This window comes from Lysinibacillus sp. FJAT-14745 (genome assembly GCF_001275675.1).
Taxonomy (GTDB): domain Bacteria; phylum Bacillota; class Bacilli; order Bacillales_A; family Planococcaceae; genus Lysinibacillus.
Genome location: NZ_LITM01000002.1, coordinates 61,737 through 85,711, shown reverse-complemented (window position 1 = coordinate 85,711; position 23,975 = coordinate 61,737). Strand labels below are relative to the sequence as shown.

The following is a 23,975-nucleotide window of genomic DNA, read 5'->3' as shown; positions in this document are numbered from 1 at the left end:
GTCAGCAACAAAGCGAGTAGCCCGTAGCGGAAATCAGCCTCTTTGGATGTATAAAAATGGTTAATCAACACACCTGCTAGAAACCATTATTTTAGAATAGAGAGTTGGCTCTGAAATATGTCTATATCAAATAAACATTTCATTTAGATATCTTACTAGGTTATTAGGGAGGGAGACAAAGAATGAAAGATTTTTTTATTAATCTAAGTGAAAGACTAGTCAAAGCTATAGAATTAGATTTTACTAACATAAAAAAAATGATCGGTAAGGAAAAAATATATGCAGTAAGTTTAGTAACAGATAGTGATACAGTTAGTCTTTTCTTGGCGGTGAATACAAACGAATTTTTAGAGAAAAAAAATGATGAGAAGGACATGCAAGATAACGAATTGCTTGCTCAATTCGCAGAATATTTTCCTGGGAAGATCGATGAGTTGGATAATATCACCTACAACACAAAGTGGATACCAGCTGAATGGGGATATTCTAATAATGATTTAATACATAGTGAAATTGCTTTAATCGTACCTAAATTATTTGAAAAGGGTACTACAATAGATTCACAGGAACTAGCCTTGTTTCAAAGATTATTTTTTGAATGTTTAACATCTACATTACAAACATTGATAACAAAAGGAGTTTTTAGTGTTAATACAATTACGATATTTATTTCAATTTCCGATGATGAACGAACAGAAGAAATAGAAAATGTCTCTGCCAAAATTCTAAATTCAGAAGAAGTTTATAATAAATTCAGTCAACGATAAAATTAAATCAATAAGTGTGAAAAATAAAAAGGATGTTAAATACTTGGGACAATGAATGGTAGTAGAGTTCGTTTTATTTTTTGGTTATTACAAACAAATATTACATGGAGGTTGAATAAATGTTTTATAAGTGCTCATTTCAGCTAACACGAGAAGATATCGAAGAAGTTGAAATGTTATTAAGTTTTCAACTACCTCAAGAATTGAAGGATCATTACCTTCAATATAATGGTGGTTTACCTAAAGACCCTTGCTTTTTTGAAGAACAATCAGGTTTGGAAACTCGGGTACATGTTTTCCTTCCAATGAAATATCGTAACAATATCGGGTACACATTGGAAGAAGGATATTTAGATTTCAAAAACCGAAATATTATTCCTCAAAAGTATCTACCATTTGCAAATGACGCGGGCGGGAATATCTTTTGTATAGACCTTGATTCAAAACAAGTGGTTCTAATTTATTTAGATCTAGGAGAAGTAACAGACGGATGTATTAAGTTTTTAGCAAATAGTTTTATGGAATTTATCAATAATCTCGAAGAATGCATGGATGACGAAGTAGAAGACGATTCATTTGAATTCGGATATTAATAACTAAATGAAACAATGCATACTCGAGTTTTTAGTAATTAAGTATTACTACTACAGCTTAAAAATGGGAGCAGCTATGGAGGAGAAAATGTCTAAGAGAAAATTAAATAGAGACGAGCTTATATTGCTAGTTACTAGGATAATGAAGGCTGAAGGTAAGACGGAAGAGGAGAATGATCGGTTATTAGAAGAGTTTCTTGATAACGTAATTGATCCAGAAGCTGCTAATTACATTTTTTACGATAATTTACCCCCGGAGGAAGTAGTTGATAAAGCTCTGAGTTATAAACCTATTCAACTATAATAGGGTTGGTGAAGTACTACAAAATAGATTCGCAAATGGTTTGATTAATGGACGTGGAACATTCTATCATTGTATTTAGTAAATATTAGGAGGTTATGAAACTGAATGCTTTCTTTAAAGAACTAGAAAAGAAGATGGTTAATGCCATTAAAAATGATTTCAAAGAAATGTTGCATTTTATCGGGGATGAAAGAATCTATGCAGTTTGTTTTGTAACAGATAGTGAGGCGAGAACCACATTTTTTGTAGCTAACACTTATGAATATATTGAGAAAAGAGATCAAGAATATATTGAGAAGGGTTGGGAGAGCGCATACGATGAACTAAAATGGGATCCTTCCGATTGGGGATATGGTAATAGTCATTTTCAATCAGATGCCAGTATGTCCGTTGCAAGCTATTTATCAGAGAAAAGAGACGACATAGAAGAAGAAATCTTTGATGGATTTGAAGAGAAGCTTCATACAACTATGATTTCAGTGCTTGATAATCTTCATAACGAAAAAGTTTTTTGTCAAAATAAAGATGATATTACGGTCTTCATTTCGATGTCTGATGATGAAAGAACTGAAGAAGTTGAGAATTATTCAGCTAGGTCGTTAAATTCAGAAAAAGTCTACAATGAATTCTTAAAAAGATTTGATAATATACTATAGCTTTACTTAGGATTTACATGTAAAGCATTTTCTGCATAGTATTGTGCTGGCTTTTTAGTGATTCAAGTGTTATTTGAAAAATAGATCTTCGAACTTAGAAGAGGGTGTGAAATTATGACTGAAGAAAAAATGAATTTAATCAGTATTAGTGATGTGTTATCACATCCAGAGAAAAATCCAGAGACTTGGTTTTATCTTCCTCCAAATTCGAAGGAATGGAATTTACATACAAAGGGGATATTTTCGCTAGATAGCTTTGATTTTCCACCTGATTCAGATGACTTTTTACCGGAACAAGTGAAAAACAATGGTTGGATAGAAACATTGGATGGAGCAAGTATTGAGGATGTAATTGACAATCTAAATAATCAATTAGAATATCCTACAATAGATCAGTTATTCCAAGCGTTCATTTATTATTTTGAAAACGATGCGTTTTTAGTTTTTTAAGTAGGAGCAAGGATAAAATAACTCTTTTAGATTTTGTTGGAATAAAAAGGAATGTGCGTTGTGAATCACATTCAACTGATTTAAAAGGTCTTTCAGGACAATCTAGAAAGCAATTAGTTATATTCATAGATAATTGTCTCAGGCTTTATGTGGGGTGTAAATAATAATGGAAATAATGAGTAAGGTTCATGTTTGGATAGGAATTAGTAACGTAGATAACGATACCTTTAATGAGTATTTCAAAATCGATTATAGTGATCCAGACATGGATATTGATGATCCAAATTATAGGATTTGTGAATTTTGTAAGGATATTAATGAAAAAGTGTATGACGAGGATTGGTTTGGTGTCTACTGGCAAAATAAATTAACAGACGTGGATGAATTTATTGAAGAACTATCCGTAGAGGATGGGACAATGGTTGAAATAAGAAACATCTGTATTCAAAAAGGATTAGACAAAGTAAACATAATGTTTTATTATTTCGACTCTGAAATTGAAATTAAGAATGTGAATAAGCTTTATAACGGTCTGCATTATATCGGTTTATTTGATACCGACTTTTAGTGCAGTAGCTGATCAAAAGAGTAGTAGAACCCTTTGTAATAGGTGGTTTTTCTGCTCTTTTCTTGTGCTTGTGATGGAATTATTTTCATAAAAAATATTATTTTGTTAATATGAATGGAAGAATATAAGGAGCATGGTGAATTAGATTCTATCAGAAATAATCCGCTTTTGAATAGGAGATACGGTAGGGAAATTTATAAGGTAAAATGATTATTTGGACTTTAATTACCATATTTTTAATGAGGGGGGGAGTTCTTCGAAAAGAACTTTAAATTAAGTGGCAACTCTTTGAAAGAAAATTGGTCATCTATATTTTTTAACTAGTATGTTCAACACTGGTCTGGACAAAAATCATTAATGAACTTAACAGCCCGCTTTCTAAAGAGATATGCTAAGACGATATCCATACAGACTGATTAGTGCTGATTTATTTACTTTACTTTTTTGAGGCACTAGAAATTTTGATTTTAACCGTCACCCCAGAACTGTTCGGGTCCAAGAGAAAAGTGATCGGGTTAGCCGAAAAACTGCTCGGGTCCAAGAGAAAAGACGTATAAACACGTTCATTACATAATTTTTATATTAGTTCTGGAAAACGTATCAGCATCACGGTCTAGAGGAAAAAACGACAAAAAATTAGGGGAATGTATAAGATGATAGAAAAAGACTACGATTTACTGCTTGAAATTTTTGAAAAATATTACGACTCATACGAAGAAATGCTTTTCCGAGTAAAAGAAGTAGAAAATGATACGGTTATTTGGAGTGATTCGTATTTGGAATTTTTTCCACATCAATATGCACTAAGTCAATTAAAAGAGCCCAAAATCTACAAAACTAAGCCCAAATCTAAAGAAGGTTTTATAGTAAATAAGTTAAAAGATGGTGAACTATACTATTCTTATGATAATGAAAACAAGGGATGGGGCAGTGTTTTTGTAATAAAAGAAGATGGAATGAAACTGTATCTAAGGTTTCTTTATAACGATAATGATGAAATAGTTTTAGAACAAGTATATTGTGTAGTTCTTAAAGAGGCTGTGATAGAAAAAGTAATATTTTATTTAAAAGACATTGACTTGGACGGAGACGAGGATTTAAACGAAGAAACATTTTTGGTGGATGAGTATTCATATAATAGCAATGCGACAATTGATACAATTATTAGAAATGGTTTCTATCATAAAAGTAAAAATATTATACCAACTTGGACATTTCGATTTGAGTATGTTAATGAAGATATATTTATATACTCAAAACAATTGAAACTAAATCAAATGAATGTCGAAGAGTTAATGTGGAAGATTAAAAAATCTAAAACCAAGTAGTATATTAGAAACGGATAATGTGGACTAAGCCTATTTTAAATAGCACCTATCATACTAAACAATAGGGCTTAATGAAACATGACTTGTCAAATAGTTATTGGAAATAATAAAAATACAGCGGCTTGAGTCTTGATTTCTAAAGGGCTCAGGCCGTTTAATCTTTTCAGGAATTGATAAGATGAATCTAAAAGTGATTGAGGTAACATTTGGAAAAGTAGGGTGTATTGGGATAAAATAATAGCTAAGCAAGCACGAGAAAAGTTTAATAAGCAAATCTAAAATTAAAGGAGCAAGTATGAAGATAATAGAGGTCATTAAAAAAATAGAACAGGATCGTAATTGCAGACTTGTCAAAAGGATTACAGAATTCAGGAGCGAATTAGCTCTTCCAAAAGATTTGCATTATTTTTTTAGCAATTATGACTCCTTACAGATGTTTGTAGATAAGCCTTATGGCATAAAAATAGTTTCTTCTAATGAGTTTATTCCAACTAGTAAAAGGCTTTACCCAGAGGATGATGTTATTTGGGAGGAACTCGAAGGGGATATTAGTAATGAATGGTATCTTATTGCTGCATCTGAACAAATCAACCAATACATAAGTATTGATATGAGCAAGTCTTATTTTGGTTATTGCTATGATAGTTTCTTGGAAACGCATGCAACACCAGGAGATAGTCAGATTATTGCTAAAAGCTTTACGGAACTGTTAGAGCATTTATACACTAGTAAAGGCGAAAATTGGTTTTGGTTGGCTGAAAATTTCAAGTCATATGGGGATGCTTATGATGGCAGATGAAATATTCATTAATACCAAGTGTTTATGTTAAAATCGGACCATTTTATCTCGTGTATAGCCTTCATATTTACATCTGAAACGGACAAAACGAATGGGGAGGCACATCATGTCGGAATTAATAAATAGAGACCCGATAGTACCAATTAGAAAAATAGGGGAAGCCAATTGGATTGAAAACCTGACATCCTTTCTTGAGGAACATGATGTAGAAGTGATTTCATTAAAAGGTGAAGAAATTTTTCAAAAGACAGAGCAATATCTAGATTGGATAATTCCCTCGCAAACGAAAGAGTATTTCTTAAATTTTGGTGGTATTGAAAGTTCTGATTTTATGTACAACCTTAAGAATATTGATGAGTGGGAAGTATTGACAAATTCTGTTTGGGAATTTGTATCATTACACTTTCAACAGGAAGAAACAGATAAATATATTGTTTTTTCTGAAAGTCCTAGCAATGATCCTATTTGCTTTAAAAGGGACACTGGAGAGGTATATTTGTTTTCTCATGATCCCATTAAAAGGGCTAAAGTATATAAAGATTTTAATGACTATTTATTAAATGAGATAGTTGAAATCCAAAAATTGTACGAAGAAGTTATTTTTGATAGTTCGAAGGAAGAAATTGAGTATAAAGAATTTTTGTTGGATGGCGAAGATATTGATTTTGATTTCCGGTATTTAAAGCTTTGAGTACAAATAACAACAATGATGACTTAGTAAGAGGCGTAAAAAGGACTTTAAAAAGGCTACGACATCAAATTAGCTAACTTGGAGAGTTTTAACAATAGATAGATTTACTCTAATGACAGTTCTATTTTATCAACAATCATGATTGAAGAGAATCTGCATTGGGAGAAGCAATTGTAAGTTTAGTAATCGAAAAGGGGTGGAAGAATGCATTCTAATAAATATTGGAAGTATTTTGATCGAGCGATGAAAGAGTATAAAAAAAGAGTGATATCAGATGAGGAAGTAAAAGAAATACTAGATAATCGAATGCATGAAATGAAAGACTTAATTGAAAAAAACGAACGAAATCGTTTAGCTGATCGTTTAAAAATATTAATAGGTGTTCACCTTGAAATGAATGCAAAAAATAGAATACTAAATGGAGAAGCATCAGCATGGATTTTATTAGAGCAGCAACTTTTTTGGTTGAATCAAATGATCAAAAGTAATCCAAGTAGAGGAAGTGTATCGGACAGGCAAATTGGGGGACTTATCGGGCTTTCTTTATTGTGGGGTTATGAAGATATAGCAGAGCTAACATACAAATATGCAACGAATATGTTCACGAAAGATAGAGATTTTTATTCTGAGAAAAAGACTCATCATGTTTTTATGATATGCCTATATCATTATTGGAAAACTGGGGAAATGCCTGAATTGTTTACTATTTTACCAGAAGATCATGTCTACCAAAAATTAATGCGCAGTTGGAACGATACAAATGATTTTGAAGCGCATCTTTATGAGCTATGCGATTTTCACATTTATAGTTTAAGTGACACGCCACATAAATCATTTGAAATTTTATCGTTTGACTGTATTCCTTATGATTATTATTGTATTCAGTTTATAAGAGAAAAAGAGGGACTAGCCACACCAAATATAGAGCATCCGTTGCTCCAAACACCTCTGGCTGAAATTCCAAAGGAAAAACCTGGGTATAAACTTGATGAGGATGAAATATTGCAATTCGTAATTCAAAATGAAAAAGTACCGGATTCGCAACGCATTATACGTTAAAGGAAAGAATATGAGGTACTTTTAACTGTTAATTGGAAAGGGAGAGAGTGTATGAATGCATTGATGTTACTTGTGCAAAAGCTTTCATGTGATGTGGAGGAACATGTTTTTTCAGAGGTTTCATTAGCTATAGAAAAACCAGAATCCTATTTCGAGAAATTCAAAGAACGACTGGATGAAAGAGGAATAGATAGCCCGATTGATCAATTGGCATGGATCTCTTTGGTTGATGCACTTCTTGATCATGATTTGGCATTTGAACTCGATTGGAAAGAATCAGGGTTATACATTTGTGATGTTGTTGATGAATTGCTAGATAGGAAAAAAATGGCGTACATAAGTTGGGGAGATTTTGAAGATGAAGAATTTGATGAGCTACCAACGTCCCAATGTTTAAATGAAATTTCCGGAAAATTAAAGGAAGTGGGAATATCGTTGGCATATTTGGATATTGATAGTGACAGTTACGTTCTAATCACTGTTCCATCATCTGACATTGATGATATTAAGAAGATGGCACAAGAAGCGGGATATAGCATTCAAGATTCTTTCTGAAGTAGCTATCCTCATTCTCGTTAGAAGTCAGCACATAGTCGAATGTAAAAAGAAAATATTTGGAGGCAACAATGTCTTTTAAGAAATTAAAATCCATTCTTTCACCACCCAATTTTGCAATTTCTTTAGATGACTCTCCGAAATGGAGCGAAGTAGAAAATAAATTAGGCATAGTATTGCCCTCTGACTATAAAGAGTTTATCACTTTATACGGTTCAGGTACAATTGGTAACTTTATAATGATTTACTCTCCTTTTACAGAAAATGAAAATATGAATCTTTTTATTCAACAAAAATTGAATAAAGATGCATATCTAACTTTAAAAGTGAGTTATCCTGAGGACTTTCCATATGATGTATACCCGACAAATGGAGGAATGCTGACTTGGGGTCGAACTGAAAATGGAGATACATTAAATTGGATTGTGGATACTAATCAAGGCGATTGGGCTATTTTGATAGATGATGGATCAGGTGATTACTTTGAATATAAAGGCTCTATGACTGGATTTCTCTATGATGTGTTAAGTGGAAGTATTCGCCTTTTTATTTATTTTACTTTTTGTCATTTACACTTTGATCCCAAAGAACTGCTCAGGCCCCCTCCTACGAATACAGCCCTCCACGAAATAAAAGCACAAACCTACGCAAATCAGAGCAATACACGCGTAAAACAGATGAAAAATCCAAAAAAGAATAGCTTGACATCATTCGTAAATAGCACAAACATCACAACTTTTTCAGCATATCATAATGGAGAAAGCGTTTTCTTCAATTAATATAGAAGAAAGTCACTACAATTCAATCAAGTTTTCTGCAAAATACTTTGTTACAAATGCTAAAAATAAGTATGTACAAAAGTGTTCTTGATTGAGGTACATTTCGTCACTTGGTTTTATTACGACACACAGAGAGACAGTGCATGAAGCCTATATTGGCTAATCAGATTCGGATAGTCATGTCCGAAGAGGTACGATCCGTAGTTGTTGTAATAAAAATCAATATCTTGCTGTTGAAGTGATACACCTTTATACAATCGAAAATTGCTCATCTTGATATCCATATGTAAATTCGTAAAGACATGGTTTGTCTTGTCATGTCAGATATACCATTAAAAATTCTGTAAATTAGATAATTTCAGCTAGTTCAGACGAATATTTGTACGAATATAGAGAATTTACGAAAAAATTTTGCAAAAACCTTAACTATTTCATACGAAATCCGTATAATAAATCAAACAGTGTGAAAATTGTCCATTTTCTATCGATTAATTGCGTGAATTTTTTAAATTGTATTGACGTAGGGAACGATAATTTGTACACTGTGTACATTCAATTGTTTTTTGGAGGAATACATTCAATTTAAAAAGTTAGGATTTGATGGTTATGATCGTATGTAAATTTGGTGGAACATCTGTAGCAAGCGCAGAACAAATTCAAAAAGTAGCAAACATTGTAAAATCTAATCCGGCACGTAAAATCGTAGCCGTTTCTGCACCAGGGAAGCGTTCTGGTGACGATATAAAGGTAACTGATTTATTAATTAATTTAGCAATGGCAGCATTAAAAAATGAAGATATTGAAGGAGAATTGCAAATCGTTGTGCATCGCTTTAAGGCGATTGCGGATGGTTTGGCGTTAGATCATACAATTTGTGACGTGATTGCTGAAGATTTACGTGAACGTGTACAAGGTGATAAATCGAATGAGGAATTATTTATCGATAGTATTAAAGCGGCAGGGGAAGACAATAACGCGAAGCTAATCGCTACTTATTTTAATTCAATAGGTATGCCAGCGCGCTACGTAAGTCCAAAAGATGGTTTGGTCGTCAATGATTTACCTGAACGCACGTATGCTTTACCAGAGGCTTATGCAAATTTAGCTCACCTAAAATGTACCAAGGAAATTATTGTATTTCCGGGTTTCTTCGGTTACACTAAAGCGGGCATACTGCGTACATTTGACCGTGGTGGCTCTGATATTACAGGCTCTATTTTAGCAGCAGCTGTAGAAGCAGAGCTTTATGAAAACTTTACGGATGTGGATTGTGTGTTTTCTGCGAATCCGAAAGTTGTGAATGATCCAGTGGAAATTAAAGAAATTACGTATCGCGAAATGCGCGAATTATCCTATGCAGGTTTTTCTGTTTTCCATGATGAAGCGTTAATGCCTGTTTACAAGATTGGGGTGCCCGTTAACATAAAAAATACAAATAATCCATCAGCCCCAGGTACTCGTATCGTACCAAGACGCTCTGTGACAGGACGTCCAGTTACTGGTATCTCGGCAGACAGTGGCTTTTCAACTTTATATGTGTCTAAATATTTGATGAATCGTGAAGTAGGCTTTGGCCGTAAGCTTCTACAAATTTTAGAAGATGAAAATATTTCATATGAACACACACCGTCTGGTTTAGACGATATTTCAGTCATAATGCGTTCAAATCAAATAACACTAGAAAATGAAGAACGAATTCTTTCTCGTGTGAAAAATGAGTTAAATGCGGATGATGTGCAAATGCGTCATGGCTTTTCTATGATTGTTATTGTAGGCGAAGGCATGCGTAATAACACAGGTCTAGCGGCACGTGCTGCAACTGCGATTTCAAAAACAGGTGCAAATATAGAGATGATTAATCAAGGTTCATCTGAAGTTAGTCTAGTATTCGGTGTGCTACAAGAATTTGAAAATCAAATTTTACAAGCACTTTATGAGGAATTTTTTGCGCATGTGAGAGTGTAAGGGAATAAAGCTTAATCGGTGGGGATTCTTCATCCCCACTGAACGGGCAGTTAATGTCCTACCTAATTTCTTTGCTTTCGCTAAATGTTTGGGTAGAAGTCTTGGTACCTGACGCTTAGCTTTCTGTACAGATAAATGACTGCCCGTTTACGACGCTAATCCTTGAACTGGATTAGTGTTTTCTTTTTGACGGGAATACGGTAAAATCGAGGACGTATATAGATTGGAGGTCTTTCTTTTGAAAAAATTATCGATTGGCATGTTTCTATCAATGATTGGTATATTATTTGTTTGTTTAACGATCATGGATATTTTACCGTCCTCGACAAAAACGATGAAAATTGTTTATATCGGTATTGGCTGGGTGTTTATCATCGCGGGATCCATTATTCGTTTTAAAACCTTAAAACAAAAGCAATAATGGATTATCTCAAAATTGAATTGTGATAAAACACGAATTTGTGATACAATTTCAAAAAAATAAATAATTTGAGTATTATGAAGTTGTCATGCTGTACAAAATTCAAAGGTTCAAATTTGGGATAGATCATTAATTTAAGAATGAACAGCACAAATTCTTCTTTGTAAGAATTTGTTTTTTTATTTTTGTTATCCATTGAATAGGAGGCGAGATAATGCCAGTACTACGTAAGGAAGATATTCATATTTCCGACCATTATGTTGCCATTCAAACAGATTCGCCAATGAAGGTCGTATCCTCAGCAGTACATAATCCGGGCTTTGGCTTTTATACACATTTGATGAATCGTTCAGTGCCCTATACGTATGATGAACGAAAACCACAGGTAGAATTACAACGATTTTTACAGTCTGAGGGCTTTCCGATTGACAATACAGTTGCGATGATGACAGCCGTCTATGCCCGATATGCAACAATTCGTGAGTTTACATATGAAGGAATTCATCTTGTCATAATGATTACGGCTGGTCTTGGCAATGCCGTCGATATTACGCGTGCCTTTCATCGTCAGGAGCAGTATCATGCTGGGACAATTAATACGTGGGTACTAATAAATGGGAGATTGTCGGATGAAGCTTTATTTCAGGCAATGATTTCTACTACGGAGGCTAAGGTCAAAGCACTTATTGATGAGGATATAACAGATCCAACAACGGGTACACAAGCTACAGGTACCTCAACGGATAGTTTGTTAATTGCTTCAACAGAGGAAGGCGACTACCATCAATATGCTGGACCGATTACGATGCTAGGAAAAGTCATTGGCCATGGTGTTTATGAAACGATGCGTGAAGCCATTCAAAAATATAAAAAAGATAAAGAGGAGAATCCTTTATGATGGCACTGGTGATTGCCTGTATCATTGGGCTTGTTTTTGATTTAATCGTGGGTGATCCTCCTAAAATGCCTCATCCAGTACGCTGGATTGGGAAGCTCATTCAATCTCAAACAGAATTATGGAATAAAGGAAGAATGAGAAAATTCCGTGGCATGGTGATGGCACTCGCTGTAGTAGGAACAACAATGTTTGTTGTGACAGCCATTATGCTACTAAGCTATCAAGTTAGCCCACTATTTGGCATACTGGTTGAGGGCTTATTAATTGGGATTGGACTAGCACAACGTAGCTTGAAGGAAGCAGCGATGGCTGTCTATGAACCGCTTGTCAAAGGTGATTTTGCTGAAGCTCGTGTGAAACTTTCTTGGATTGTCGGCCGTGATACGGAGAAACTTGACGAGGATGAGATTGTTCGTGGTGTTGTTGAGACGGTCTCAGAAAATACGAGTGACGGTGTAACTGCTCCATTATTTTACGCCTTTTTATTTGGTGCAATCGGGTTATGGGGCTATAAGGCCGTCAATACGTTAGACTCTATGATTGGCTATAAAAACGAAAAATATAAAGATTTTGGTATGTTTGCTGCTAAGCTAGACGATGTACTGAATTTTATACCGAGTCGATTAACGGGTCTATTGATGGTGCTAGGTACGAAAAATGAAACGAATGTATCTCTTGGTAAGCGCTTAAAACGTTGGGCACAAGATGCGAAAAAGCATCCAAGTCCTAATAGTGGTTATTTAGAAGCAGCAACAGCTGTTCAATTAGGGGTACAGCTTGGTGGAAAAAATACATATAAAGGTGTCGTATCTCATCGAGCAATAATGGGCGAGAAATTAGTTCCATTAACGAAAGAGCATATTGCAACGTCTGTGATTCATATGCGCATTGCGACCTTGCTCTTTACGCTTGTTATGTTAACAATGGAGGTGTTAATTTTTGCAATTACCTAATCATGGAGCAAATCCGCAAACTGTTTATCATCAGCTAGGACTTAATATGCCCGAAGAGGTGTATGATTTTAGCGAAAATGTGAATTCGGCAGGGCCACCTGCATTCGTTGAGGCGCGTTGGCGGACATTTTATCCGCTTATTCAACGTTACCCAGATCCGGACGGTGAGCCGTTTTTATCAAAGGTGGCAGCTTTTCATGATGTTCAGAAAGATTCTGTTTTACTAGGTAACGGTGCATCCGAGCTTTTTAGTGTTCTAGTTAGACGCTACGCCAATAAGCGGGTTATTATCGTACATCCAACTTTTTCAGAATATGAACGAACATTAACGGCAGCGGGCGCTGAAATTGTGCCCGTTATTGTAGAGGATATTGTTCACTACACATTGCCGTTGGAGCATCTGAAGGGTGAAATGGTGCACGCAGATGCTTTATATATTTGTACACCGAACAATCCGACTGGGGCGCTTCCAAAGCAAGAGGAGCTTCTCGAATTAATCTCTCACGGTGCAAAGGTCAATTGTGAGCTTGTCATCGATGAGGCATTTATTGACTGGGTAGATGAAGCTTATTCATTGATCCAGCATGTGATAGAAAACCCACATTTGATCGTCGTTCGTTCGATGACAAAAATGTATGCGATCCCAGGATTACGCCTTGGCTATTTAGTAGCAAGTCCGGTAGTTGTTACTGAGCTAAAGAATATCCTACCGCATTGGAACTTGAATGCCTTTGCCCTCGTTATCGGTACAGGCTGTTTAGATGAACGTGTATATTGTGAGCAGGCCATTGCCTATGCTAATAATCAACGGGAATCACTACAGAACTATTTACAAGAACATGGTTGTCAGGTGACGAATAGTGTAACGAATTATGTATGTTTTGCATTACCGAAAAATCAGCAAGCAGATACATTTTTTACATATTGTTTATCAAGGGGAGTCGTGCTGCGCCATACAAAAAACTTTATGGGCTTAAATGGTGAATGGTTCCGTATTGGCATTAAAGATATTGCAGCCATGACATATTTAAAGAATTGTTTGCAGGCATGGTTTAACTTCTTTCAGCAGAAGTCTCCCACCTCTATAGGTGGGGAAATGAATGCGGTTTTAAGTCTCCTTTCAGCGGGTGTCCAATCATCCGCTGAAAAAGAGGAACTCAGGCTAAAACCTTCACATCCTGTGAAAACGCCTGAGTGACCAACATCGTGTTGGCCCAAAGCCTCCGGCGGATGTCACGGAATCGGAAAGGAGTGCTTTGTGCAAGCACAAAGCCGATTCCGGACGCAATTATGCCGGGGCATAATTGATTGCAAATTAGGGGTGAGAAAGGTGACAACTTTTTATTTAGTAAGACATGGCGAAACGATGTGGAATAAAGAGCAGCGGCTACAGGGATGGTTAGATTCACCGTTGTCCGAGAATGGTATTTTACATGCAGAAAAACTGCGAGATCATTTGAAAAATTTCTCTTTTACAGCGGCATATAGCAGTTCAAGTGGCCGTGCTAAGGAAACGCTGCATATTCTTCTAGGTGATCGCCAGCTTCCAATCTATTATGAGGATAATTTAAGGGAGATTTTTTTAGGAGATTGGCAAGGGAAAACAGTTGGGGACATTGTGACTACGCATCCTGATTATGAATTATATACCGATTATCCTGGACAATTCGTCGCAACCCATACGGAAAGCTTTGGTACGGTAACAGAACGAGCAATGTTTACGTTAAAGAAAATTGCAGAAAAATATCCCGAGAACAATGTTTTAATTGTGTCTCATGCTGTAACGATTAAATGCATCATTAATGCCATTTTAGGGCGAAACATCGATCAGCTGTGGGCAGCGCCATTTATTAATGGTACAAGTGTCACGCTTATTGAGAAAGTCGAGCAACGATGGCTCGTGAAAGATATCGGGAACATTCAACATTTACAATAGGAGGCGTAACCATTGCCACTGATTTTCATTACAGGGGGAGTACGCAGTGGTAAATCCCACTTTGCTGAAAAAGCGGCTGTTACTCACTATCAAACAGAGTTTAACCAAGCACAACGACTTATTTATATTGCTTCTGGAATAGCGTTAGACCACGAGATGGAGAAGCGAATAGAGCGTCATCAGGCAGACAGACGTGCACAAAATATTGAATGGCTGACGATAGAAGAACCTTACGACATCGCCGATACATTGCGTAAACTGAACGATGGAGATGTCGTGTTATGGGATTGTGTTACAACATGGCTGACGAATGCTTTTTACGAGGGTTTTGACACGGGAACACCCTGTGTGGAACAATCCGGCTGTTTAGAGCAGAAGCTTGAAAGTTTAAAAAAGGCGGTAGGGACGTTACTTGAGAAAAGGGTGACGTTTTTTATCGTCTCAAACGAATTATTCGATGAGCCTCCATATACTAACGAGGAAGTAGAATTATACCGACATACGCTTGGGAAATTACATCAATGGTTCGTTGCTATAGCGAATGAGGCGTATGAAATAAATTATGGTGTCGTAAAGAAATGGAAATAATGAATGACGCTTTGAAAATAAAAAGAAGGTGGCAAGACGATGAAAAATTTCTGGCATAGCATACAACTTGCGTTTCAATTTTTTACAGTTTTGCCGGTACATAAAGAAATTCCTTTAACGAAGGCAACTATAACAGGGATGTTTGCCTTTTTGCCATGGATAGGGGCTCTCATGGGCACCGCAGTGGCAGGGGTGATCTATAGTTTAACAGAATGGACGGCGAGCAGTGAGGTTTTGCTTTCCTTTGTGATTATCGGATTATTTGCTTTATTTACGGGTGGTTTACATTTAGATGGTTTTATTGATATGGGGGATGCTTATTTTTCATATCGGGACCGTGAGAAGCGGCTTGAAATTTTAGATGATCCACGTGTTGGTGCATTTGGTGTGCTTTCTGTGCTATTTTTAGTGCTTGGTAAATTTGTCATACTGCATGAGCTATTCGTACAGCATAAGTTAGCGTTGTGGATGCTTGTGTTTATTCCGTTATTAACACGAGTGGGCATGAGCTTTTATTTTATGTCGCTCAAGTGCTCAAAAGAAAAAGGGCTTGCCTACTTTTTTAAAACACATATTAAGCCGGGCATACTTATGTGCTTTATGCTTATCACATTAGTTGTGGCGTATAGCAGTTTGTTGTTTGTCATAGGATTCTCCATTGTTCCATTCGTGTTGATGGCTGTATTAGCAATTGCTTTTTTAGTCTTTCGTCAATTTACAGTGCGCAACTTTGGTGGCGTTTCTGGGGATTTACTCGGTGCATCAATTGAAGGAATGGAGGTTGTACTATGGGTGACGTTGTTATTGTGCACTTAATGAGACATGCACCAACAAAGGAAAATTTGGAGAAGCGTTATATCGGCTGGACAGATTCTTCATTAGCTGATGCATCTTTGTTGGCTATTGTAGATCAAGATGTCACGAAGGTGTATGGTAGTGATTTGCTGCGCTGTAGGGAGACAGCTACCCATTATTTTCCGAATGCAACATACGTGTCTGATAGGAGATTTCGAGAGTCGAACTTCGGGGAATTTGAAGGGCGAACATATGAGGATTTAAAAACGGATAATCGTTATTGTGCATGGCTAGATGATCCCGTACAGTCTCCGCCTCCAAAAGGGGAAGGCTTTGCTGCTTTTTGTGAGCGTGTCATTGAAGGGTTTACTTCGTTACCAAAAGGTGAAGATGTTTATCATCTCGTAGTCCATGGTGGGGTGATTCGAGCACTTCTCGTTGCCTTTGCACCGACTGAGCAATCTTTTTGGTCGTATCAATCACCGCATGATAAAATGTTTTCTTTAACGTTTACAAGAAAGGCTTGGGAGGAGGGAGCGCGATGCATGTCTTTATCGGAGGCGCCTATAGTGGAAAAACCGACTACGTCATGAAATTGCTTGCAGGTCAAAAAGTTGAGCTAGTTGATGGCAATCTACCTGATGGCAGCCCAGCCTGTGATGTACTAGTTATAAAAAACATAGAGAAGTGGCTCGTGACACAAGATCTTGAGGATGATGAACCCCTTGTCAAAACTATTTTGACAAGACTAAAGACGCTTGAAGAAAATTGTGCCGTCTATATAATAGTGACCGATATGGGACGTGGAGTTGTGCCGATGGAAAAACAGGCACGATTATTGCGTGATACTTGTGGGCGTTTGTACCAGGCATTATTTGCTGAAGCCGAACAAGTCGTCCGCATTTGGTACGGTATCGGGGAACAAATTAAATAATATGGATTTGAAAAATTTAGAAGGCTTTTCATTAAAAATGTTTGGGTTGATGATTGTTAAAACCTACGCTATGTATATTAGTTGATTGGAGTGGAGGCTGGGTGACTCCTTGGGGATCAGCGATAGAGGAACGAAGGCTAAAACCATCACGTCCTGTGATAACGCCTTCGTGACCAACATCGTGTTGGCCCGAGACCCTGGAGCGAGCAGTAGGGGAACGAAGGCTAAGTGCATCACATCCTGTGATAACGCCTTCGTGACCAACATCGTGTTGGCCCAAGCGGCTCATCGGACGCCCCCAGGAAAGCACCCAGCCGGAACGGAAATCAACCACACGTTATAATGAATAGCCAAATATTAAAGAAAAGAGGAAATGGAATGGATCGACAAAGATTGATGAAGTTGACGCTCACTGCGATGGTTGCGGCAATTTGTGCAGTAGGTGCAGTTATTAAAATACCAACACCATTTATTACAACTGCTGCGCTGGACTCTGCTCCAGCATTTTTGAGCGTTGTATTTTTATCGCCAGTATTGGCAGGGGTTGCAGGGGCAATTGGGCATTTTATTACGGCCTTAACTTCTGGTTTCCCATTTGGACCACTCCACATTATTATCGCAGTAGAAATGTTTATCGTTGTATGGATCTTCGGGATTATGCATAACAAAGGAATGCATTTCTGGAAATGGCCTGTGGCACTTATTTTAAATGGCGTTGTGGCACCATTGCCGTTTTACTTTATCATTAGTCCAGCATTTTATTGGACATCTCTTACTATTCTTCCATTAGCAACACTGATTAATTTAATCATCGTTGCAGTTGCAATGCCAATTTTATCTAAAGTATTTGTGCGTAAGGCAGGGCGATTACATTGAGAAATGCAATAAAAGTAGGGGAGCTGATTGCTACGACAGATAATGCCGCAGCAATTGGTGAAAAACCACAAGATGTTGTGTCTGCTCCAGACAAACTAACGGCATACTTAACGGCACGTGTTACTTTTTTAGAGCAACTTGCTGCAAATGCTTTACCAAGGCATATTTTACTCGCTAATTTTTCAGGGGATGCTGCATGGTCTCGTTATATTGCAGGCATTCAGCAGGTTTTTGATGAGGTGGGTCTTAGTTGTCCGCAAATAGACGGTAGCACAGAGTCCAATATGCCGACTTTACAATCAGCTTTGTCTATAACGATGCTTGGTGAGCAGCAGAAACGTACACCATATAAGCATGAACAGCTGATTTGGTACACCTATGGACTACCGCTTGTAGGCAATGAAGTCCTTGCCCAGCCTGAGGATGTCGCACAGCTACAGCCTATTTTTCATGCATGGAAAGAGGAAATCGTGCAGCAAGTTTGGCCAGTTGGATCAAAAGGTTTGCAAGCAGAATTTACCCGTCTTTTTGGCCATCAACAGGTCATAAGTTCGTTAGATGTTGAGAAAACTGCTGGCCCGTGTGCAGTCATTTTACTTGGTATATATCCAGAAAAAGAGCAACTGGTCCAAAATATTTTTCCTAGAAATTTTGAAAAACTACGTAAAATTGCATTGTAATAGGGCTTGCTTCGAGAAAAAGTAGCACTTAAAAAAATTCAAGGGGCAAAACGCCTATTGCAACAATAAACACAATATGTTAGATTTGTTTAGGAGTTAAAACACAATATATAGTATTTTGGACGAGCGGTACCAATATGGTTTAAAAGGGAATTCGGAAAAAGAGCATCTTAAGCCGAAGCTGTCCCCGCAACTGTAAGTGCTGACAAATGATGCAGAGGCCACTGTTAAAAATGGGAAGGCCATCATTTGGAGGAAGCATGAGCCAGGAGACCTGCCAATTTGTTCAAGACAGCGACACATTCTTCGGGGATTGAGAAGTGGAGGCGAGAGATTTGTTCACTTCTTTGTGTGCATGTCCTTCATTTCCATTTCCGATTTTACTGCGATCACGTAACCGACAGATGTTGCGTGATCGCTTTTTGTGTTGCTGGCGAAAGAAAGGGAGAGAATGTATACATGACAATTCAAATCGAACAGCAAATTGCTAAGCTCAAGAAAAGTTATACGGAGGATGAACTCGAAAGTTTTGTAAGATTATCGGATCGATGGCTACGAAAAAACGACAATGCGACATTTGAAGCATGGGCGGATGCGATGATTTTACAAACGCTTAGCTTAATTGATGAGGAGGAGCCATACTGGACATTTGTCGCAGCTCAAATTTATTTAGAAAAACTATATGATCAATTTGCGATGCGCCGTGGAGTTTCAGTGAAGGATGTTTATAAAGTTTTCCCAGAACAATTAGCACACTATACAGAAGTTGGTTTGTATCATGAAAGTTTAACAACAAAGTATAGTGAGCAGGAGCTTCAGGAACTCGCTTCTTTTTTAGAATCAAGTCGAGATGAGTTGTTTACGTATATTGGTATAAAAACATTAATGGACCGCTATGTAGTCCGTGATTACACGAAAACACCAGTGGAGCTACCGCAGGAACGATGGATGGTCATTGCGATGACCCTTATGCAGGATGAAACAGAAAATCGTTTAGAAAAAGTACGTGAATCTTATTGGGCAATGAGTAATTTATATATGACTGTGGCAACACCGACATTATCGAATGCTGGTAAAACACATGGACAGCTATCTAGTTGCTTTATCGATACAGTAGATGATAGTTTACAAAGTATTTATGATACGAATACAGATGTCGCAACATTATCGAAGTACGGCGGTGGTATTGGTGTTTATATGGGTAAAATTCGTAGCCGAGGTTCATCTATTAAAGGCTTTAAAGGTGCATCAAGTGGCGTTTTACCATGGATTAAACAGCTTAATAATACGGCAGTTTCAGTCGATCAGCTTGGGCAACGACAAGGAGCTATTGCTGTCTATCTAGATGTTTGGCATAAAGACGTCTTTACGTTTTTAGATTTACGCTTAAACAATGGGGATGAGCGCCTGCGTGCCCATGATATTTTCACCGGGCTGTGCTTACCGGATATATTTATGGAAACTGTTGAGGCACGTGGGGAGTGGCATTTATTTGACCCACACGAAGTGCGAGAAATCATGGGCTACTCATTAGAGGATTACTACGATGAGAAAAAGGGTGACGGCTCTTTCCGAGTAAAATATGCGGAATGTATCGCGAATCCATTATTAAGTCGAGAAGTCGTACCAGCCATTGATATTATGAAGCGTATTATGCGCTCACAGCTAGAAACAGGCGTACCGTTTATGTTCTATCGAGATGAAGTCAATCGCATGAATCCGAATAAGCATGAAGGGATGATTTACTCAAGTAATTTGTGTTAATAGTAGCACCTTCAATCAGAAATGGTTGTCGAAAACTCCGTTAAACGGGGAAAGTCACAATGTGATAACCTACCGTGCTAAATCTTTTGATTTAATTTATTAATCAAAAGTAAAAGCCTAACGACTATCGAAAGCATAGCTCATTGAAAAACATGAGTGAAGAAGCGAGTAGAGTACCCCTCAAGCGAGGCCCTATAAAATGGGATAATTCATAAAGGGAAAAGCGGAGCATCCTACAGGTAGAGCTGAGGATGATGATATAGTCTCCTCTGTATAGTGATATACAGCAGTTCATAAGAGAACGGATTAGGTTTAGCGAACCTAGTTGAAGAAAAAGGACAGAGATATTCCAAAATATGTCAGCAACTGAATTCGAATCAATTACCCTTGAAGATGACGTTATCGTAACACGTCGCAAGCCTGGAGATTTCGTTGTATGCAACTTATCATCGATTAATTTAGGCAGAGCTGTACCGGCTGGTGTCTTAGAACGATTGATCCCAGTTCAAGTACGTATGTTAGATAACGTTATTGCTCTAAATACTATTCCAGTAAAACAAGCAGAGCGTACGAACTTACGCTACCGTGGTATTGGGCTTGGAACATTTGGCTGGCACCACCTATTAGCGTTGAAAGAAATTCAATGGGAGTCTGAGGAAGCTGTAGAATTTGCGGACAAGCTCTATGAGGAAATTGCGTATTTAACGATTCGCGCTTCTAACGAATTGGCAAGTGAAAAAGGAGCCTACCCATTATTTGAAGGCTCAGATTGGCATACTGGTGCATATTTTGACAAACGTGGCTACGACAGTCAAAAATGGAACGCGTTACGTGCTGCGGTTGCTGAAAAGGGTATGCGTAACGGTTATGTTATGGCGGTTGCACCGAACTCATCAACATCTATTTTAGCGGGTAGTACGGCTACGATTGATCCGATCTTCCAAAAGAGTTATTCAGAGGAGAAGAAGGATTACAAAATTCCAGTAACAGTACCAGATTTATCACCTGTAACGACTTGGTATTATAAATCTGCTTATTTCATCGATCAAAATTGGACAATCAAGCAAAATGCTGCACGAGCACGTCATATCGACCAAGGCATTTCACTTAATTTATATGTTCAAAATACGATTAAGGCGAAAGATTTACTAGCATTGCATATGAATGCTTGGGCGAGCGGTGTGAAAACGACTTATTATGTGCGCTCAACTTCTGTAGAATTGCTAGAATGTGAGTCTTGCGCAAGCTAGGAGGAAGTTAACAATGACAACTATTACAAAACGACAAATTATGGATAAGGAAGCGCCAAACCGTTCAACAGGAATTGTCAACGGGCGCTCTTCTAACATTTTAAACTGGGATGATGTGCGTTTTAGCTGGGCTTATCCTAAGTATAAAAAAATGCTAGGTAACTTCTGGACACCGTTTGAAATTAATATGAGCAATGATGTCAAGCAGTTTCCACAGTTATCAGCAGATGAACAAGAATCCTTTTTAAAAATCATTGGCTTACTAGCGCTATTAGACAGTGTACAAACTGATTTTGCGGGGAAAGTAGCGGATTATTTAACAGATTCAAGCTTAAATGCATTAATGATTATTTTAGCGCAACAAGAGGTGATCCATAATCACTCTTATTCTTATGTGCTATCAAGTATTGTCAACAAAGATGAGCAAGATCGTACGTTTGACTTTTGGCGTACAGAGCCAGTGCTAGAGCGACGTAATGACTTCGTTATTAAAGGCTACCAAGCATTTTCTGAGGAACCAACTGTTGAAAATATGCTTGAAGCGATTGTTTATGATGTGATTTTAGAAGGTTTATTCTTCTATTCTGGCTTCGCATTCTTCTATCATTTAGCACGCAATCAAAAAATGGTGGCCTCGTCAACGATGATTAATTATATTAATCGCGATGAACAGATTCATGTGGATTTATTTGTGAAAATTTATCAGGAGCTATTAGAGGAATATCCTGAATACGATACACCAGAACGAGCAGCTCGTGTACAAGAAATCTTCCGTGAAGCCGTTCAGCTAGAAATCGATTGGGCCAATGAAGTAATTGGCGATAAAGTTGCTGGCCTTGATGTGGAAGATGTGCATGATTATGTACATTTCTATGCGAACGTACGCTGTAATCAGCTTGGCGTAGAGCGTCCATTTGAAGGCTATCGCAAAAATCCATTGAAATGGGTTAAAGCTTATGAGGATGTTGATTTAGGAAAAACAGATTTCTTCGAGCAACGATCTCGCCAATATGTAAAGGTTAATGTAGAAGATAACGGTTTTGATGATTTGTAATGCTAAATACACCTCAATGTTTGAAAGAACATTGAGGTGTATTTTTTGTACTCAGGTAAAAGAAAGAACTGGATGTAGTGCATAGAATCCACCAAAGAGGAGGTGTTGTATTGCAGGATACGTAATTATTTTTCGGAACGATTCGTGAAAATATTCGTTTCGGTAAACTTGATGCAACGGATGAAGAGGGAGAAGAAGCGGCGAAAATCGCGAATGCCCATAACTTTATTAAATATTTACCAGCACGGTATGATACACCTGTACAGGCAGGTGGGGCAAACTTAAGTCAAGGTCAACGGCAATTATTAGCTATTGCCCGGGAAATTTTAGAAAATTCGGATATTTTAATTTTGGATGAGGCTACATCCAGTGTGGATACGCAAATAGAGGTTGATATTCAAAAAGGTCTCCAGCATTTATTGCAGGGGCGCACAAGCTTCGTCATTGCACACCGCTTAAAAACAATCGAAAATGCCGACCAAATCCTTGTTATTCAACAAGGTGAAATTGTGGAGCAGGGCAATCACCAGCAGCTTATGCAGAAACAAGGCATTTATAGTAAGCTCCAGCAAAAACTATTGCTTGAGCAAGTGGAATAACATATAGAAGGCTGTCTTTTAAGTATGTAAAAACTTTATAGGCAGCTTTTGTTTTTAGCTATTGTGGAAGGCATTTGGAAATGTTATGATGCATCAAAATTCAACTTTAGAAAGGGAGGTATAAAAATGTACGAATTGAAAACAAAAGAAACTGACGAGAGTGTCATTGAATTTATTGAAAACGTGGATCATCCTAAAAAGCGTGAAGATGCTTACCGACTATTGGATATTTTTGCTGAAGTAACAGGGTTTGAAGCAAAAATGTGGGGGCCAAGTATTATAGGGTTTGGCAAATATCATTACAAATATAAATCTGGGCATGAAGGCGATGCACCTTTAGTTGGATTCTCTCCTCGAAAAGCTAAAACGAGTTTATATTTTGCCCCAGGTGACAGCGAGCGAGACAATTTATTAAAAGCTTTTGGTAAACATACAACAGGAAAAGCTTGTGTTTATATCAATAAACTAGCGGATATTGATGTGGAGATATTAAAGTCGCTCATCCAACGATCGGTATCTTTTTTACAAGAGACCTATCCCGATCAATAACTTTCTAGATCAAGGGCTGTCTAAGTGGAGTAAAACCACTTTTAGACAGCTTTTTTATTAGTCATGACCAAAAGTTATGGAAATAAGTAACTCAAACTTCGCACCAATATAAATCGGTTTAATCATTGAGCTTGTTTGGTTCTTTACAATTTCAATAGGATTCT

Annotated in this window: 26 protein-coding genes, 3 pseudogenes and 1 riboswitch; all 29 genes and pseudogenes read left to right on the top strand. The window is 37.3% G+C overall.

Annotated features, from left to right (window positions below; genetic code table 11):
- Positions 1-182 precede the first annotated feature (182 nt).
- The 29 genes and pseudogenes from AMS59_RS01900 (at position 183) to AMS59_RS01755 (ending at position 23,811) form a co-directional block, all read left to right on the top strand.
- Complete coding sequence (locus AMS59_RS01900; RefSeq protein WP_053482076.1) at positions 183-767, top strand: DUF4303 domain-containing protein; 585 nt, start codon at positions 183-185, stop codon at positions 765-767.
- A gap of 119 nt (positions 768-886) precedes the next feature.
- Positions 887-1,360: an SMI1/KNR4 family protein gene (locus AMS59_RS01895; protein WP_053482075.1), complete on the top strand. Its 474-nt coding sequence runs from the start codon at positions 887-889 to the stop codon at positions 1,358-1,360.
- Between the two features lie 88 nt (positions 1,361-1,448).
- A complete protein-coding gene (locus AMS59_RS01890) occupies positions 1,449-1,664 on the top strand; it encodes a bacteriocin immunity protein (RefSeq protein WP_053482074.1) in 216 nt (71 codons plus the stop codon).
- Positions 1,665-1,759: 95 nt separating this feature from the next.
- Positions 1,760-2,320, top strand: a complete 561-nt coding sequence (locus AMS59_RS01885) for a DUF4303 domain-containing protein (protein ID WP_053482073.1) — start codon at positions 1,760-1,762, stop codon at positions 2,318-2,320.
- A gap of 114 nt (positions 2,321-2,434) precedes the next feature.
- Positions 2,435-2,770: a hypothetical protein gene (locus AMS59_RS01880; protein ID WP_199777651.1), complete on the top strand. Its 336-nt coding sequence runs from the start codon at positions 2,435-2,437 to the stop codon at positions 2,768-2,770.
- A 166-nt stretch (positions 2,771-2,936) separates the two neighbouring features.
- The gene (locus tag AMS59_RS01875; protein WP_053482072.1) at positions 2,937-3,338 is read left to right on the top strand and encodes an immunity 22 family protein; all 402 of its coding nucleotides are present in this window, start codon (positions 2,937-2,939) and stop codon (positions 3,336-3,338) included.
- Positions 3,339-3,991: 653 nt separating this feature from the next.
- Positions 3,992-4,666, top strand: coding sequence for a hypothetical protein (locus tag AMS59_RS01870; protein WP_053482071.1), 675 nt, complete (start codon positions 3,992-3,994; stop codon positions 4,664-4,666).
- A 295-nt stretch (positions 4,667-4,961) separates the two neighbouring features.
- On the top strand, positions 4,962-5,465 hold the full coding sequence (locus tag AMS59_RS01865) for an SMI1/KNR4 family protein (RefSeq protein WP_053482070.1): 504 nt from the start codon (positions 4,962-4,964) through the stop codon (positions 5,463-5,465).
- A 106-nt stretch (positions 5,466-5,571) separates the two neighbouring features.
- A complete protein-coding gene (locus AMS59_RS01860) occupies positions 5,572-6,156 on the top strand; it encodes an SMI1/KNR4 family protein (RefSeq protein ID WP_053482069.1) in 585 nt (194 codons plus the stop codon).
- A gap of 204 nt (positions 6,157-6,360) precedes the next feature.
- Positions 6,361-7,215: a hypothetical protein gene (locus AMS59_RS01855; RefSeq protein ID WP_053482068.1), complete on the top strand. Its 855-nt coding sequence runs from the start codon at positions 6,361-6,363 to the stop codon at positions 7,213-7,215.
- 51 nt (positions 7,216-7,266) lie between these two features.
- Complete coding sequence (locus tag AMS59_RS01850; RefSeq protein ID WP_053482067.1) at positions 7,267-7,770, top strand: DUF6630 family protein; 504 nt, start codon at positions 7,267-7,269, stop codon at positions 7,768-7,770.
- Positions 7,771-7,841: 71 nt separating this feature from the next.
- Complete coding sequence (locus AMS59_RS01845) at positions 7,842-8,549, top strand: SMI1/KNR4 family protein (protein WP_053482066.1); 708 nt, start codon at positions 7,842-7,844, stop codon at positions 8,547-8,549.
- 606 nt (positions 8,550-9,155) lie between these two features.
- Positions 9,156-10,514: an aspartate kinase gene (locus AMS59_RS01840; protein WP_053482757.1), complete on the top strand. Its 1,359-nt coding sequence runs from the start codon at positions 9,156-9,158 to the stop codon at positions 10,512-10,514.
- A gap of 238 nt (positions 10,515-10,752) precedes the next feature.
- Positions 10,753-10,935 (top strand): hypothetical protein, encoded by a 183-nt coding sequence (locus AMS59_RS01835; RefSeq protein ID WP_053482065.1) that lies wholly within the window; start codon positions 10,753-10,755, stop codon positions 10,933-10,935.
- 214 nt (positions 10,936-11,149) lie between these two features.
- Positions 11,150-11,833 (top strand): adenosylcobinamide amidohydrolase, encoded by a 684-nt coding sequence (locus AMS59_RS01830; protein ID WP_053482064.1) that lies wholly within the window; start codon positions 11,150-11,152, stop codon positions 11,831-11,833.
- Positions 11,830-12,786 carry an adenosylcobinamide-phosphate synthase CbiB gene (gene cbiB, locus AMS59_RS01825; RefSeq protein ID WP_053482063.1) on the top strand — a complete coding sequence of 319 codons (957 nt, stop codon included), beginning with the start codon at positions 11,830-11,832 and terminating at the stop codon, positions 12,784-12,786. The genes AMS59_RS01830 and cbiB overlap by 4 nt, the downstream gene beginning before the upstream one ends.
- Positions 12,773-13,984, top strand: coding sequence for a histidinol-phosphate transaminase (locus tag AMS59_RS01820; protein ID WP_082337348.1), 1,212 nt, complete (start codon positions 12,773-12,775; stop codon positions 13,982-13,984). Before cbiB ends, AMS59_RS01820 begins: the two co-directional genes overlap by 14 nt.
- Positions 13,985-14,116: 132 nt before the next feature.
- Positions 14,117-14,722 (top strand): histidine phosphatase family protein, encoded by a 606-nt coding sequence (locus tag AMS59_RS01815; protein WP_053482062.1) that lies wholly within the window; start codon positions 14,117-14,119, stop codon positions 14,720-14,722.
- Between the two features lie 12 nt (positions 14,723-14,734).
- Positions 14,735-15,310, top strand: a complete 576-nt coding sequence (locus tag AMS59_RS01810; RefSeq protein WP_053482061.1) for a bifunctional adenosylcobinamide kinase/adenosylcobinamide-phosphate guanylyltransferase — start codon at positions 14,735-14,737, stop codon at positions 15,308-15,310.
- Positions 15,311-15,349: 39 nt separating this feature from the next.
- Positions 15,350-16,126, top strand: coding sequence for an adenosylcobinamide-GDP ribazoletransferase (cobS, locus tag AMS59_RS01805; protein WP_053482060.1), 777 nt, complete (start codon positions 15,350-15,352; stop codon positions 16,124-16,126).
- Positions 16,099-16,698 carry a histidine phosphatase family protein gene (locus tag AMS59_RS01800; protein WP_053482059.1) on the top strand — a complete coding sequence of 200 codons (600 nt, stop codon included), beginning with the start codon at positions 16,099-16,101 and terminating at the stop codon, positions 16,696-16,698. Before cobS ends, AMS59_RS01800 begins: the two co-directional genes overlap by 28 nt.
- A complete protein-coding gene (locus AMS59_RS01795) occupies positions 16,647-17,039 on the top strand; it encodes a bifunctional adenosylcobinamide kinase/adenosylcobinamide-phosphate guanylyltransferase (RefSeq protein ID WP_053482058.1) in 393 nt (130 codons plus the stop codon). The genes AMS59_RS01800 and AMS59_RS01795 overlap by 52 nt, the downstream gene beginning before the upstream one ends.
- A gap of 378 nt (positions 17,040-17,417) precedes the next feature.
- Complete coding sequence (locus tag AMS59_RS01785; protein WP_053482056.1) at positions 17,418-17,915, top strand: ECF transporter S component; 498 nt, start codon at positions 17,418-17,420, stop codon at positions 17,913-17,915.
- Complete coding sequence (locus AMS59_RS01780) at positions 17,912-18,595, top strand: hypothetical protein (protein WP_234007657.1); 684 nt, start codon at positions 17,912-17,914, stop codon at positions 18,593-18,595. The genes AMS59_RS01785 and AMS59_RS01780 overlap by 4 nt, the downstream gene beginning before the upstream one ends.
- A gap of 110 nt (positions 18,596-18,705) precedes the next feature.
- A riboswitch (cobalamin riboswitch) is annotated at positions 18,706-18,892 on the top strand.
- Positions 18,893-19,054: 162 nt separating this feature from the next.
- A pseudogene (locus tag AMS59_RS01775) lies at positions 19,055-20,356 on the top strand (ribonucleotide reductase N-terminal alpha domain-containing protein); the annotation flags it as partial.
- A gap of 341 nt (positions 20,357-20,697) precedes the next feature.
- Positions 20,698-21,609 (top strand): annotated as a pseudogene (locus AMS59_RS01770) (ribonucleoside-diphosphate reductase subunit alpha); the annotation flags it as partial.
- A gap of 13 nt (positions 21,610-21,622) precedes the next feature.
- On the top strand, positions 21,623-22,663 hold the full coding sequence (locus tag AMS59_RS01765) for a ribonucleotide-diphosphate reductase subunit beta (protein WP_053482055.1): 1,041 nt from the start codon (positions 21,623-21,625) through the stop codon (positions 22,661-22,663).
- An 86-nt stretch (positions 22,664-22,749) separates the two neighbouring features.
- A pseudogene (locus tag AMS59_RS23990) lies at positions 22,750-23,262 on the top strand (ATP-binding cassette domain-containing protein); the annotation flags it as partial.
- Between the two features lie 126 nt (positions 23,263-23,388).
- Positions 23,389-23,811 carry a DUF1801 domain-containing protein gene (locus AMS59_RS01755; RefSeq protein WP_053482053.1) on the top strand — a complete coding sequence of 141 codons (423 nt, stop codon included), beginning with the start codon at positions 23,389-23,391 and terminating at the stop codon, positions 23,809-23,811.
- Positions 23,812-23,975: the final 164 nt, after the last annotated feature.

Coding starts and splice junctions, on each gene's coding strand:
- cobS (WP_053482060.1), top strand. CDS start 15,350: ATGAAAAATTTCTGGCATAGCATACAACTTGCGTTTCAATTTTTTACA.
- AMS59_RS01755 (WP_053482053.1), top strand. CDS start 23,389: ATGTACGAATTGAAAACAAAAGAAACTGACGAGAGTGTCATTGAATTT.
- AMS59_RS01865 (WP_053482070.1), top strand. CDS start 4,962: ATGAAGATAATAGAGGTCATTAAAAAAATAGAACAGGATCGTAATTGC.
- AMS59_RS01785 (WP_053482056.1), top strand. CDS start 17,418: ATGGATCGACAAAGATTGATGAAGTTGACGCTCACTGCGATGGTTGCG.
- AMS59_RS01900 (WP_053482076.1), top strand. CDS start 183: ATGAAAGATTTTTTTATTAATCTAAGTGAAAGACTAGTCAAAGCTATA.
- AMS59_RS01880 (WP_199777651.1), top strand. CDS start 2,435: ATGACTGAAGAAAAAATGAATTTAATCAGTATTAGTGATGTGTTATCA.
- AMS59_RS01850 (WP_053482067.1), top strand. CDS start 7,267: ATGAATGCATTGATGTTACTTGTGCAAAAGCTTTCATGTGATGTGGAG.
- AMS59_RS01890 (WP_053482074.1), top strand. CDS start 1,449: ATGTCTAAGAGAAAATTAAATAGAGACGAGCTTATATTGCTAGTTACT.
- cbiB (WP_053482063.1), top strand. CDS start 11,830: ATGATGGCACTGGTGATTGCCTGTATCATTGGGCTTGTTTTTGATTTA.
- AMS59_RS01860 (WP_053482069.1), top strand. CDS start 5,572: ATGTCGGAATTAATAAATAGAGACCCGATAGTACCAATTAGAAAAATA.
- AMS59_RS01830 (WP_053482064.1), top strand. CDS start 11,150: ATGCCAGTACTACGTAAGGAAGATATTCATATTTCCGACCATTATGTT.
- AMS59_RS01870 (WP_053482071.1), top strand. CDS start 3,992: ATGATAGAAAAAGACTACGATTTACTGCTTGAAATTTTTGAAAAATAT.
- AMS59_RS01800 (WP_053482059.1), top strand. CDS start 16,099: ATGGGTGACGTTGTTATTGTGCACTTAATGAGACATGCACCAACAAAG.
- AMS59_RS01855 (WP_053482068.1), top strand. CDS start 6,361: ATGCATTCTAATAAATATTGGAAGTATTTTGATCGAGCGATGAAAGAG.
- AMS59_RS01885 (WP_053482073.1), top strand. CDS start 1,760: ATGAAACTGAATGCTTTCTTTAAAGAACTAGAAAAGAAGATGGTTAAT.
- AMS59_RS01875 (WP_053482072.1), top strand. CDS start 2,937: ATGGAAATAATGAGTAAGGTTCATGTTTGGATAGGAATTAGTAACGTA.
- AMS59_RS01895 (WP_053482075.1), top strand. CDS start 887: ATGTTTTATAAGTGCTCATTTCAGCTAACACGAGAAGATATCGAAGAA.
- AMS59_RS01795 (WP_053482058.1), top strand. CDS start 16,647: ATGCATGTCTTTATCGGAGGCGCCTATAGTGGAAAAACCGACTACGTC.
- AMS59_RS01845 (WP_053482066.1), top strand. CDS start 7,842: ATGTCTTTTAAGAAATTAAAATCCATTCTTTCACCACCCAATTTTGCA.
- AMS59_RS01765 (WP_053482055.1), top strand. CDS start 21,623: ATGACAACTATTACAAAACGACAAATTATGGATAAGGAAGCGCCAAAC.
- AMS59_RS01840 (WP_053482757.1), top strand. CDS start 9,156: ATGATCGTATGTAAATTTGGTGGAACATCTGTAGCAAGCGCAGAACAA.